The sequence below is a fragment of the Saccharopolyspora sp. NPDC002686 genome, from assembly GCF_040295745.1.
In the GTDB taxonomy this organism is placed as follows: Bacteria; Actinomycetota; Actinomycetes; order Mycobacteriales; family Pseudonocardiaceae; genus Saccharopolyspora; species Saccharopolyspora oryzae.
Window position 1 is genome coordinate 1 of the sequence record NZ_JBEOVY010000224.1, and the last position, 12,735, is coordinate 12,735.

General features: G+C 68.2%; 12 protein-coding genes. 9 read left to right on the forward strand and 3 right to left on the reverse strand.

Annotation, left to right across the window (positions count from 1 at the left end):
• Positions 1–423, reverse strand: a 423-nt coding sequence (locus ABTZ89_RS25660; protein WP_351049135.1) for a phytoene/squalene synthase family protein, incomplete at its 3' end; no start/stop codon positions are given.
• Entirely contained in the window at positions 420–1,328 is a 909-nt protein-coding gene (gene hpnC / locus ABTZ89_RS25665) for a squalene synthase HpnC (RefSeq protein ID WP_351049138.1), read from the reverse strand. The genes hpnC and ABTZ89_RS25660, both read right to left, overlap by 4 nt.
• Positions 1,329–1,725: 397 nt before the next feature.
• Between hpnC and ABTZ89_RS25670 the strand changes: the two genes are divergently transcribed.
• Genes ABTZ89_RS25670 through ABTZ89_RS25710 form a run of 9 tightly spaced genes read left to right on the forward strand, consistent with a single transcriptional unit; the run spans position 1,726 to position 10,305 of the window.
• Complete coding sequence (locus tag ABTZ89_RS25670; RefSeq protein WP_351049141.1) at positions 1,726–2,535, forward strand: MlaE family ABC transporter permease; 810 nt, start codon at positions 1,726–1,728, stop codon at positions 2,533–2,535.
• A complete protein-coding gene (locus ABTZ89_RS25675) occupies positions 2,535–3,356 on the forward strand; it encodes an ABC transporter permease (RefSeq protein WP_351049144.1) in 822 nt (273 codons plus the stop codon). Before ABTZ89_RS25670 ends, ABTZ89_RS25675 begins: the two co-directional genes overlap by 1 nt.
• 1 nt (position 3,357) lies before the next feature.
• Positions 3,358–4,542 (forward strand): MCE family protein, encoded by a 1,185-nt coding sequence (locus tag ABTZ89_RS25680; RefSeq protein ID WP_351049147.1) that lies wholly within the window; start codon positions 3,358–3,360, stop codon positions 4,540–4,542.
• On the forward strand, positions 4,539–5,528 hold the full coding sequence (locus ABTZ89_RS25685) for an MCE family protein (RefSeq protein WP_351049150.1): 990 nt from the start codon (positions 4,539–4,541) through the stop codon (positions 5,526–5,528). Before ABTZ89_RS25680 ends, ABTZ89_RS25685 begins: the two co-directional genes overlap by 4 nt.
• The gene (locus ABTZ89_RS25690; RefSeq protein WP_351049153.1) at positions 5,525–6,502 is read left to right on the forward strand and encodes an MCE family protein; all 978 of its coding nucleotides are present in this window, start codon (positions 5,525–5,527) and stop codon (positions 6,500–6,502) included. The genes ABTZ89_RS25685 and ABTZ89_RS25690 overlap by 4 nt, the downstream gene beginning before the upstream one ends.
• Positions 6,499–7,572: an MCE family protein gene (locus tag ABTZ89_RS25695; protein WP_351049156.1), complete on the forward strand. Its 1,074-nt coding sequence runs from the start codon at positions 6,499–6,501 to the stop codon at positions 7,570–7,572. The genes ABTZ89_RS25690 and ABTZ89_RS25695 overlap by 4 nt, the downstream gene beginning before the upstream one ends.
• On the forward strand, positions 7,569–8,585 hold the full coding sequence (locus tag ABTZ89_RS25700; protein ID WP_351049159.1) for an MCE family protein: 1,017 nt from the start codon (positions 7,569–7,571) through the stop codon (positions 8,583–8,585). The genes ABTZ89_RS25695 and ABTZ89_RS25700 overlap by 4 nt, the downstream gene beginning before the upstream one ends.
• Positions 8,582–9,781, forward strand: coding sequence for an MlaD family protein (locus ABTZ89_RS25705; protein ID WP_351049162.1), 1,200 nt, complete (start codon positions 8,582–8,584; stop codon positions 9,779–9,781). The genes ABTZ89_RS25700 and ABTZ89_RS25705 overlap by 4 nt, the downstream gene beginning before the upstream one ends.
• Positions 9,781–10,305: an Rv1363c family protein gene (locus ABTZ89_RS25710; RefSeq protein ID WP_351049165.1), complete on the forward strand. Its 525-nt coding sequence runs from the start codon at positions 9,781–9,783 to the stop codon at positions 10,303–10,305. The genes ABTZ89_RS25705 and ABTZ89_RS25710 overlap by 1 nt, the downstream gene beginning before the upstream one ends.
• A gap of 447 nt (positions 10,306–10,752) precedes the next feature.
• Here the strand turns inward: ABTZ89_RS25710 and ABTZ89_RS25715 are convergent, their stop codons facing one another.
• Positions 10,753–12,222: an HNH endonuclease signature motif containing protein gene (locus ABTZ89_RS25715; protein WP_351049168.1), complete on the reverse strand. Its 1,470-nt coding sequence runs from the start codon at positions 12,220–12,222 to the stop codon at positions 10,753–10,755.
• Between the last annotated feature and the right edge of the window lie 513 nt (positions 12,223–12,735).

Consider the following 12,735-nt stretch of genomic DNA (forward strand, 5'->3'; position numbering starts at 1 on the left):
CAGTGACAGGCGTCCGATCGATCCGGCGACGCACCGGCAGTAGTGCAGCAGCTCGTCGAAGGTCCGGTACCGCACTCCGCGCACATCGGCTTCGCAGCCGTCGATCAGCTCGTCGAAGGCCGCCAGCGGCACCGGCAGCCGCTCGGCCGCATCGGCGAGCGCGACCACGACCAGATCCGTCGAGTCCGTGCTGGCCGCGTGGACGTCCTCGCGTGCTTCACCGAGCCGCCGCAGCTTGTCCTCGCGCGGCAGGTGCCCGTCCCCGATGTCATCGATGCGACGGGCGAAGGCGTAGACCGCGGACAGCGCGCGCCGTTTCGGGCCGGGCAACAGGCGTATGCCGTAGGAGAAGTTCCGCGCTTGCTCCCGCGTGATCCGCTCGCACTCCAGGTACGCGTCCCGGATCCGCGCCGATTCGGTCACCACGTGCCTCCCAACACGTACAACCGCCCCCATTCGACGAAGGTGCGCCCCCGGTTCGGCCGCACGTCGCTCCCCAGCGGATCGTGGTTGGCGGCCGCGAACGCCGCCGCCGTGGCCCGGCCGCCCGCCAAGTACCCGGCGACCGCGACCCGCGCCATCCCGGACAGCCGGCCGACCAGCGGTGCCCCGGCTTCAAGCATCCGCCGCGCCCGGTCCACTTCGAACTTCACCAGCCCGCGGAGCCTCGTCGGGGCGCGCGAAGCGATGAGGTCCGGCTCCTGGCAACCGAACAGCCGCATGTCGTCGGTCGGCAGGTACACCCGGTCCTGGCGGTAGTCCTCGGCGACGTCCTGGCAGTGCTCCAAGATCTGCAGGGCGCTGCAGATCCGGTCGGACAGCGCGATCAGCGCGGGTTCGGCCCGGCCGAAGACGTGCAGCACCGCTTCCCCGACCGGGTTGGCCGACAACGCGCAGTAGTCGAGCAGCTCGTCGAAGGTCCGGTAGCGGCGCACCTGCTGGTCCTGCCGGTTCGCCTCGATCAGCTTGGCCAGCACGTCGTGGGGGATTCCGCACTCCGCGACCGTGGCGGTCAGCGCTCGCACGATGGGGATGCGGGCCGTGTCCTGGTAGGCGCGTCGGAGGTCGACCTCCAGGAAGTCCAGCAGCGCATCCCTGTTGCCCGGTGCCTCGTCCCCGGCGAAGTCGACGAGCCGGAAGAACCCGTAGAGCGCGTGCAGGTGCTGTCGCAGGCCGTGCGGCAAGATTCGCGACGCGACCGGGAAGTTCTCCGAACGCATACGCGCGAGCACCACCGCACTGCGCGGAAAATCACCCGAACGTGCGCTTGTGTGCGGGTGGTCGGATTCCTCCCCGGACACCGCGCCGTCGGGCAGCGACAGGACCATCAACCCTCCCCCCATACGCCGACAAGGAGGCGTAACCGGCATCGTATGAGCCGCGTTGCAGCACCGCAGGTCGAGCGATGATCCTTCTATATTCCCGAAATCGCGTCGGTGTTCGAACCGAACGCGGGCCCGTAGATCCACATTGGACAAATGATCACGATGACCACTGTGGACCATCGAGCAATCCCGTCGAACCGGGCGTTCGACCCGCTCAGAGCGGACCTCCACCCCCACCCGACCGGCCGCGCGGCATTCGGGTGGCGGGCATTGACATCCGGCTGAGGGAAGCAAGACCGTGATCGGAACCGACAGACGCGGAAACCGGACCACGACCCACAAGTCAAAGCCGCGCGCTCGTTCGAGGTCCTGCAGCCACCTCGACGGGGAGGAGTGCCGGATGTACCGGGGATTGCCCACCGCCCGCGGCCCGATCGCCGATGCACTGCTGCAAACCGGTCTGCTCCTGGACTTCGCCGTGCGCACCGCCAACGCCGTCGTCCGGACCGTCGGTCGAGCCCGGTTCAACGTCGCGGAATTCCTGCGGCAGGCGACGTTCCTGGCCTCCGTCACCACCCTTCCCGCACTCCTGGTGACGATTCCGCTGGGCGTCGTGGTGGCGCTCAACGTCGGATCGCTCGCCGGCCAGCTGGGCGCTCAAGGCTACGGCGGTGCGGTGGTGGCGTTCGTGATCGTCGGGCAGGCCGCCCCGCTGATCTGCGCGCTGATGATCTCCGGCGTCGGCGGCTCGGCGATGTGCGCGGACCTGGGCGCCCGGAAGATCCGCGACGAGGTCGACGCCCTCGAGGTGATGGGCATCCCGGTCGTCGAGCGGCTGGTCGTGCCCCGGGTGGTGGCCGCGATGGTGGTCAACGCGCTGCTGGCGTGCATCGTGCTGCTGGTCGGCATCGCGACGACGTTCCTGTTCCAGGTCTTGGTGCTCGGGGACGCACCAGGGGCCTTCCTGCGCACCCTCACGCAGTTCTCCCGCGTCCCGGACTTCGTCGTGGCGCTGCTGAAGGCCGCCGTGTTCGCGGTGCTGGCCGCACTGGTGTCCTGCTTCAAGGGCCTGACCGCCAAGGGCGGACCGGGTGGGGTGGCCACCGCCGTCAACGAGGCCGTGGTGATCTCGTTCATCCTGGTCTTCGTCGCCAACGCGGTCATCACCGAGCTGTACCCGGTGCTGGTCCCGGCGAAGGGCGAGTACTGATGGCGCGGGGACGCAGGTCCGCGGTGGACCTGCTGGCCGCCGCCGGGCTGCACTTCACCTGCTACCTCAAGGCGATCGCCACCGTCCCGCACGTGCTGACGCGCTACCGGCGGGATGTGGCGCGCCTGGTCGGCGAGATCAGCCTCGGCTCGGCTTCGCTGCTGGCCGGTGGCGGCACGATCGGCGTGGTGTTCGCGATGTCGTTCGTCTCGAGCACCCAGGTCGGGTTGGAGGGCTACCGGGGGCTCGACCTGCTCGGCCTGTCCCCGATGACAGGCCTGGCCGCTGCCGTGGTGAACACCCGCGAGATCGCGCCGCTGGTCGCCAGCATCGCGCTCGCCGCCAAGGTCGGCACCGGGTTCACCGCGCAGCTGGGGGCGATGCGCATCTCCGAGGAGATCGACGCCCTGGAAGCGATGTCGGTGCGTTCGCTGCCGTACCTGGTCAGCACCCGGATGATGGCGGCGTTCCTGTCGGTCGTCCCGCTGTACCTGGTGGGTCTCTTCGCCTCCTACCTGGCCACCGGGATCGCGGTGGTGCAGCTCAACGGCGTCTCCGAGGGCACCTACAACTACTACTTCCGCCTCGTGCTCACCGCCGACGACGTGTTCTTCTCCCTGCTCAAAGCAGTCGCCTTCGCGATCGTGGTGACCCTGGTGCACTGCGCCTACGGCTACTACGCCAGCGGCGGCCCGGAAGGCGTGGGCAAGGCCGCCGGACGCGCGCTGCGCACCAGCATCGTGACCATCACGGTCGCCGACGTGCTGCTCAGCATCGCGTTCTGGGGCGTTCGACCGACGTTACCGGCGCTGGGGATATGACATGACCGAGCCGCTGGGAGCCAACGCGCGCCGAACACTCGCAGCACGCGGGATATCCGGGCTGCTCGCGCTGGCCCTGGTGGCCGTGCTGATCGTCCTCGGCGGTGCGGGTGCCTTGCGCTCGAAACCCGAAGTCACGACAGTGCTTCCGGCCGAAGCCGGGTTGATCCGGCCGGAGACACCCGTCCAGTACCGCGGCGTGCGGGTCGGTCGACTGGCCGCCGTCGAGCCCGGGCTCTCCGGCTCCCGGCTGACGTTGCGGATGGAGCCCGACAGCTTCGCCGACGTCCCGGGCGATGTGCGCGTCCGGTTGATGCCGCGCACCGTCTTCGGCGACCAGTACCTCGACCTGGTCACCTCGGCGACCTCGGCCAGCACGGCGCTCGCACCCGGTGCTCAGCTCGCTGCCGACGACTCCCACCCCACCATGCAGCTGTACCACGCCTACAACCGCCTCTACGACCTGGTGGATTCGCTGCAACCAGCGCAGCTCCAGGTCTCGCTCTCCGCGCTGGCCGAGGCGATGCGCGGACGCGGTGAACAGCTGGGCGAGCTGATCGACGACTCCGCTCAGCTGACCGCCGATCCGCCGCTGACCGGTGACGACTTGGCCGACCTCGCCGCACTCGCCGACGACATCGCCGCGGCCGCACCGGATGCGGCGCGAGCGTTGGACGACGCCGTCGCACTGTCCGGCCCAGTCGTGCAGCGGCGGCAGGACATCGGTGATCTGCTCGGGGCGGGGTTGGCGTTCACCTCCCAGTCGCAGCGGTTCGTCGACGAGAACTCCGAGCGGATCATCCAGCTCGTGCGGTCCGGTGAGCCGGTCGCCGACGTGCTCGGGCGCCATCCCGGAGCGATTCGCGAGGGCGTGAACGGCCTGGACACCTTCCTCGACGGTGCGAACCGCTCGTTGTCCACCGGATTCTTCAAGATCCGCCTGTCCGGGACGTTGCACCGGCCGTACCCCTACGGCCCCGAGGACTGCCCGCGCTACCCCGGCATGGACGGGCCGAACTGCCACGACGCGCGGCCGCGCGGACCGATCGGCCCCGTGGGCGGTCAGCAGGAACGCGACGTGCTGCGCGAGCTCGCGCCGCTGCTTCCCGGGAGTCCGCCCGCTCCTGATGCGCTGGGCCTGCTGCTGGGCCCGGTGGTGCGCGGAACGGAGGTCGTCACGCCGTGAAACCTGCGCTCCGGTTCGCCGTCTTCGTCGTCGTGTCGCTGTTCTGCGGTGTCCTCGTGGTGAACACGCTGACGGACCCGATGACCGGTCGATTAGTGCCCTACCGCGCGGTGTTCACCGACGTCGCGGGCCTGCAGCCGGGGAGCGAGGTGACGGTCGCCGGGGTGCGGGTCGGCACGGTCACCGAGGTCGCCGCGCGCGGTGGTCTCGCCGAAGTGGACTTCGAAGTCGTCGAAGAGCAGCCCGTCCCCGCCACCGGTCTCGCCGTCATCCGCTACGCCGACCTCACCGGTGCCCGCGCGCTCGCGCTGACCCCGGGACAGGGCGGCCCGCCACTGGCGCCGGGCGCCACCATCCCGGTCGAACGAACCCGCCCGGCCCTCGACCTCACCGCACTGCTCAACGGGTTCAAACCGCTCTTCGACACGCTGGAACCCGCGCAGGTCAACCAGTTGGCGGGCGAGATCGTCGCGGTGTTCCAGGGCGAAGGCGGGACGGTGTCCGCGCTGCTGACGCGGATCGTGTCGCTGACCGATGCCCTGGCGTCCCGCGACGAGGTGATCGGCGAGGTGATCGACAACCTCAACTCAGTGCTGGGCACGGTGCAGCAGCGGCGCGAGGACCTGCGCGGCCTGGTGGACGGGCTCGGGAGGCTGGCTGCGGAGACCGCGGCCAGCCGTCAGGAGATCGCCGCCGCCATCGACAGCGGTTCCGAAGTCGCCGGCTCGCTCGCACGACTGCTCGACGGCCTAGGACCCCAGCTGTCCCGCGACGTGCGCTCGGTGCAGGACGTCACGTCGATGCTGGTGCGCAATCAAAGCCAGATCGACGGTGCTGTCCAGGACATGCCCGCGTTCCTGAACACCTTGGACCGGGCGACGAGCTACGGGTCCTGGGCGAACGTCTACCTGTGCAACCTCGGCGTTGCCGTCGACGGCGTCCAGGCAGACCTCGGGACCGGCCCGCACACGGAGGTCTGCCGATGAGGAAGGTGCTGGTCAACGGAGCGATCGGGGCGATCGTGCTGCTCCTCCTGCTGACCGCGTCCGCGACCGTGCCCCGGGTGGTGTTCCTCCTGCGCACCGACGAGTACCACGCCGAGTTCGCCAACGCCGCCGGCCTCACCGAAGGAACCCAGGTCATGCTCGCCGGGGTGCCGTCGGGCCGGGTGACCGACGTGGCGTTGGCCGGGGATCGGGTGCGCGTCTCGTTCCGGCTCGACAGCGCGCACAGCCTCGGCTCGACGACCACCGCGGCGATCAAGCTGCGCACGGTCCTCGGAACCCGTTACCTGAGCGTGGATTCCACCGGCCCGGGCCAGCTCTCCCCCGGCGAAACGATCCCGCTGGACCGGACTTCGGTGCCCTACAGCCTCGATGAGCTCCAAACCGACGCGAAGTCCACCGCCGAAGGCCTCGACCTGCCTCAGCTGCGCACCATGATCGCCACCTTGGAGGACGTGACGCCGCAGGACCCGAAGCTGCTCGGCGACGCGCTCAACGGAGTCGCGACGGCGTCGGCGATCATCGGTGAACGGAGGCAACAGCTGCAGGAACTGCTGCGCAGCACCCAGACCTTGACCTCGACCCTGGTCGAGCAGCAGGACACCCTGGTGACGCTGCTGGGCGATGCGCAGCTTGTGGTCGACACCCTGCAGCAGCGCCGGATGGTCGTCCGCCAGCTCATCACCGATGTGGACACCGTCGTCGACCACCTGCACCGGCTGGTCTCGGACAACCGGGACGTCCTGGATCCGCTGCTGAACGATCTGCACGCGCTCACTGACTCCCTCGCACGCAATGACAGAGCCATCGACGAGAGCCTGCAACGGCTCGGTCCGACGGGCCGGTACCTGGCCAACGCAACGGGGAACGGCCCCTGGGCCGATGTCTCGGCGCCGCTGGGGCCGGTCCCGGACAACGTGCTGTGCGCCGCCGGGCTGTTCAAGGGGTGCCGATGAGCCGGAAGCTGCTGATCGTCTGCTGCGTGCTGGCCGCGCTGATCACCGGTGCCTGGTTCACCGTGCTGTCGCCGCGACCGGCGCTGCGCGTGGCAGCCGATTTCAGCTTCGCCGACGGCATCTTCCCCGGGAGCCGGGTGGCGATCCTCGGTGTCCCGGTGGGCCGGGTCGAGTCCGTGGAGCCGCAGGGCTCGACCGTGCGAGTGCGGATGTCCATGCCTGCCGACATCGCACTCCCTTCGGGCGCACAGGCCTACATCATGAGCCCTGCGATCATCAGCGACCGATACGTCGAGCTGGGGCCTGCCTACACCGGCGGCCCGCGGCTGGCCGACGACGCGCTGATCCCGGTGCAGCGCACCCATTCCCCGATCCGGTTCGACCAGTTGGCCGCGTCTTTGGACACGCTGATGGCGGCCTTCGGACCTTCCGGCGGCGATCCGGGCGTGCTCGACCGGCTACTTCGCAGCAGCGCGGCCTCGCTGGACGGGCGGGGGCCGCAGATCCGGGATGCGATCATCAATCTGTCGCGGGCCAGCGAAGTGCTGGCCACGAACAGCGGCGACATCGGGTCGGTGGTGGACAACCTCGACCAGCTGGTCCAGCTGCTGGTCCGCCACCGCGACACCGTGGACTCGCTGGCCGCTTCCACAGCGCAGGCAGGAGCGGATTTCCAGGCCCAGCAAGCGGAGATCAGCGATGCGCTCACGAAGCTGTCCGACGTTCTGGTGACCGTCGACGACCTCGTGCGGCGCCACGGCGAGCAACTCGGCGGTGACATCGGCCAGCTGTCCCAGTTCGCCGGCACCCTGGCCGCTCGGCAGCAGGAACTGGCCGAGACGCTGGACACGACGCCGCTGGCGATGGACAACTTCAGCCGGGCCGTCACGCCGGATCAACGCCTGCGGTTGCGGCTGACGATCTCCACGAACCTCAGCCAGACCGACACCACTGCCCGGTTGTGCCAGCAGTTGCCGCTGCCGCTGTGCACCGGCGCGGGCATCACCAACCCGGTCCCGTTCCCACCGGACATCGAACCGCTGCGTGCCGTGCTGGGAGGTGGCCGGTGAAACGCCTCGTGTTCGCTGCGGTGCTCCTGACCACGTCGTGCGGGCTGAGCCTGCAGAACGCACCGATCGGCACAGGTGGTTCCGGATACCAGGTCACCGCGGTGTTCGCCGATGTCGGACGTCTGCCGAAGGGCGGTGCGGTGCGGCTGGGCCAAGGTGTGGTGGGTCGGGTGTCGAAGATCGGCACCGCGGACTTCCGCGCGATCGTCGAGCTCGACATCGACCAGGAGGTGCGGTTACCGGTGGGCACCACGGCACGCCTGGAACTCGCCTCACCGCTGGGCGAGGAGTTCGTGGTCCTGCAACCACCGCCCACACCCGGCGGAGAGGTGCTGATCGACGGCTCGGTGATCCCGCTCGAGCAGACCTCCCGCGGCCCGGACGTGGAGAACGCGCTGGCGGCCGCCAGCACCCTGCTCAACGGCGCGGGCATCGACCAGGCGCGTACTGTCATCACCGAGCTCAACACCGCGCTCACCGGCCGCGAGCAGCAGGTACGCGACTTGCTGGGCCAGCTGGAACGGACCCTGACCTCGCTGGACCAGCACCGCGCCGAACTCACCCATCTCATCGGCTCGGTGCACGCGACCTCGCAACACCTGGCCGATGACCAGGCCTCGCTGGACGCCGCGCTGACCGAGGTGCGGCCCGCGATCGACGTGCTGCTCGCCGAACGCGAGCGCTTCACCGCGCTGCTGGACAGCACCGCTTCGCTGAGCACTGCGACTGCTGCGCTCGTGGAGCGGACCGACGAGTCGCTGACCCGGCAGGTCGAGAAGTTCCGGCCGGTGCTGGCCGACTTGCGTTCCCTCGACAGCGGACTGGCCACCACGGTGGGTTCGCTGCGCCGGTTCTTCGACCTGATCCAGCAGGCAACGCCCGGTGATTACGTGCTGTTCAACGGCACGCTCGACGTTCCGGGAACCGTGGTGCAGCTGCTCGCCCCCGGAAAGCCGATGCCGCCGCCGGCTTCGGGTGATGTCGGATCGGTCCTGCGCGGAGGTACTCGATGAACCGCCGCCTGGTCCTGGCCCAGCTCGCGCTGTTCCTGGCGATCAGCATCGCCTGCACCTATTACGTGATCACCAACGTCGCCGGGCCGAGTGCGCTGCGCGATCCGATCCGGGTGACCGCACGCATGCCCGACGCGGCATCGGTGACCCCGAGTTCCCAGGTCACCTACCGGGGAGTGGTCATCGGCACGGTGTCCGATGTCCGCATCGACCCCGGCGGGGACGGGGTTTCGGTCCAGCTCGCGCTGCACCCTGACGCGCAGGTTCCGGCGGACAGCGACGCCGTAATCAGCATGGCCACGCCTCTGGCGGTGCAGACGGTGGACCTGCAACCCGCCACCAGCTCCGGGCCCTACCTCCACGACGGCAGCACCATCGATGCAGAGCACACGCGACGACCGGTCCCGCTGGACACCTTTCTGGTGCACTTCACGGAGCTCAGCGAGCAGTTGCGGCCGGAAGACGTTTCCGCGGTCACCGAAGCACTCTCCACTGGGCTCGCGGGCAAAGGCCCGGAGCTGACGCGCATCCTCGACAACTCAGCGGCGCTGCTCAAAGCCACCCGCGAGCACCAACCCCAGCTGGACCGGCTGATCAACAACGCGCGTCCCCTGACCGGTCCCGAAGGCGACCGGATCCGCGACCTGACGGCGGGCCTGCGCTCGCTGTCCGGCGAGATCCGCGAGCACCAACCGGAGCTCGACCGAATCCTGGACACCGCCCCCAGCGCCACCCAACGCCTCACCGAATTGTTCGCGCGCAACGACCCGGCCACGACGGCGCTCCTGGGCAACCTGGTCACCACGGGCCAGATCGTCATGGTCCGCACCCCGGCCTTGGACCAGCTGCTCATCTCACTACCGGAAGCCCTGTCCGGCCTGGGCGGAGTGGTCCACGGTGACACGGCCGACCTGTACTTGATCGGCACCCAAGGCCCGATCTGCGCCACGGGGACAGAACGCCGCTCCCCCACGGAGGTGGAACCCCGCGAGGCCAATCTGAGCGGCCACTGCCCACCGGTTCAACCCAACGTCGGCCAGCGCGGCGCGGCCAACGCCCCACGCCCGGCAATGACCACCTACGACCCGACTACTGGCCGAACCCGGGCCGGCGTCCAACTCGGTGCCGCGGGTGGCCAAGCGACGATCCTCGGCCCACGGTCCTGGTATTCCGTACCGCTGCAAGGAGTCCGCTGATGACCGACACCGAAGAAACCGAACCCGAGCGCAAGTCCCTGCTCCAGCGGGTGTGGCAGCCGAAGAGCCTGCTCGTGCTCGCCCTGCTGATCGCTGTCTTCGGAATGCTGGGCGCTCTGGGCTCGCAGCTGCAGCAGGCGCAAGCTGTCGAAGACGCTCGGCGCAGTGCGCTGGATGCGGCACGCACTTATGCGACTGATCTGTCCACTTACGACTTCAACAGCTTGGAGCGGAACTTCTCGGCCGTCACCGCCAACTCTCACGGACAGTTCGCTGAGCAGTACAAGGAGATCAGCGGCAGTCTGACCGAGTTGATCAGGCAGAACCGTGCCGTGTCGAGGGGCACCGTCGTGTCTGCTGGGGTTGCTGAGGCCGATGAGCAACGGGCTGTTGTGACGTTGTTCGTTGATCAGGAGATCACCAACGTCAACAGTCCTCAGCCTCGTATTGATCGGAATCGGATGCAGATGACGCTTGTTCGGTCTGATTCTCGTTGGCTTATCGAGGACATCAAGTTGCTCTAGGGTGGCTTGGCTTCTTGTTTTCGCTGTTGAGTTTTCAAGGTGCTTTCTACCTGTGTCTGTTCGGTTGTTGGTGGGGGTCATCCCCGTGGGCGGTGGATTGTGGGGGCTGTGCTCCGGATGTCAAGCCCGGCCTTTGGCCGCCCCTGCGGGGTTTCAGGCTTGACATCCGGACCCCAGCCCCGTTTCGGCTTTATGTCACGGGGATGACCCGGTATGGAACGGACCCCGGATCTCGACACCATCGGGCCGGACTCGAGGCGACTGGGACTGGGACTGATGGACGGTGGGTTGAGGGTTGGTGGGTGTCACCGGTGGGTTTCCTTTCACTGTGGGCCATGCAGCGGGCTTGCGGATGGTTTTGGTTCTCACTTAGGGATCAGTAGCTGGTGATCGTCACCTGACGGCGTGCCTGATTTCGATCTGGGTTCGGTTCTTGTTCGTGTTGTGTCAGCGGGGGGTTTCAGGCTGAGGGCAGGGTGGGGTTCCCACCGGCTGTGCGCAGGTGGTCATCGGGTGCCCTCGGGTGGTGTTCGTGGTGGGGGGGATGAGTTGTTCGAGGGCATGCTTGTGTACGACGGGATCGGCTTTCCCGCCTGGTTGGGGTGTTTGATCCGGATCCACACTGGACGGTGGCGTGAACACCGGACGCCCCTCATGGAGGGCGATGTTCCAGTGCTGGGTGTGGATGGTTCGGTGATGGTGAGCACACAGCATCACCATGTTGTCCACCCGTGTCGGGCCACCATCGATCCAGTGCCGGATGTGATGCGCCTGCGGCGTGCCCGGCGGGTGATCACACCCCGGGAACGCACACACCCCATCCCGCGCCAGCAGTGCCGCACGCAGGTGAGGCGGGGCCGTGCGCTGACTCATCCCCACATCCAGGGGGAGACTGTCACCGCCGAGCACCATCGGCAGAACATCGCTGTCGCAGGCAATCCGGCGGATCGCCTGCGGACTCACCACCTGACCGGTGGCCTCCAGCGTCCCCGCCCCACCCAACGCCGCGAGCTCGTTGCTCTGGAGGGTGGCGGCAAGATCCTCATAGTTGACGGTGACCGTCAGGTGGGGGCGCTGACCGCCGGTGCGGGGCATGCCATCGGACTCCAAAGCAAGGTCAAGCAAGCTCGTGAAACCGTCGGCGTTGCGCTGCCCCACCGTGCGCGGATCCTTCACCCCGTCCTCCTCCGGACGCGGCGCGGCCAACGGCTGCAACGCCGCCACGAACTTCGCACCCGACTCGCGATCCAGACGAGCCTTGATCACCAGCATCCCGTCCCGGGCAGTCGCATAGTGCAACTCCCGCGCCTCGAACTGGGCCTCCTCATCACGCACCACACCCTCGGCATCGAGGGCGTAGCGAATGCGATCGGCGAGCTTGGCCAGATCACGCGGACACAACCGACACGCGTGCTCCACCAACAGCCGCTCCACCTCACCAGCCCGGTGACGAGCGTGCTCAGGCAGCCTGGACAGGCAACGGGAGATCACATTGGCGTGATCCACACTGATCACACCCTCGGCGAGCGCTTCCGCCACCACCGGCAGCTCCACTCCGCCAACAGCGTCGGACTCCTCGCCAGTATCGACAGTGGCGGTGGCGAGACGGACCCGGACGGTGGCGTCGGGGCCGTCGATATTGAGCAGGCCCTTCAACCACACCTGCGTCGAACGCGCACCCCGCGCCGCATACACGCGACGACGGTCAGCCTCGGCGATCAGCCGCAACTGCTCCATCCGCGCCCGACGAATCCAGGCCTCCATCTCACCAATCCGCGCCGTCAACTCCTCATCAGTCAACGACGACACCACCGCAACCAGCCCAGACCCGACCCCGCCCAGCTCGGGCGCGGTCGAGGACGCGACCACACCCGCAGCAGCGGGCGGCGCATCAACAGCGGTCATCAGCGGTGCCATGCCTCTATTCTCTCAACCATCGAACAGAATTTCGAGCACATAACCGTCGCCCAATACGGTGATCAACGCCAGCAGAACAACGCGAAAACCATTCCACACCACGGAAACACGAAGCCCTAGCGACATTCTCTTCGCGTTTCACGGCAGCCCATCCAGCCTATGTGGACAGTCACCCGGTGCCCCACCACCACACACTTCGGAACAGCACCGAACCGACACGCCGTCAGGCGACACTCACCCACCACTGATCCCACAGCACCACACCCCACCAACAGCAACCCCGCCACCCGCAGAAACCCCGCACCCAACCGATCGGCAGCACTCAACAACCCCCAACCCAACCCCCATCAGCCCCCACCACCCCGCGACCGGCCCGATACAACCGAGCCGGAGCCCATCCCACACCGGGTCATCCCCGTGACACAAAGCCGAAACGGGGCTGTGCTCCGGATGTCAAGCCTGAAACCCCGCAGGGGCGGCCAAAGGCCGGGCTTGACATCCGGAGCACAGCCC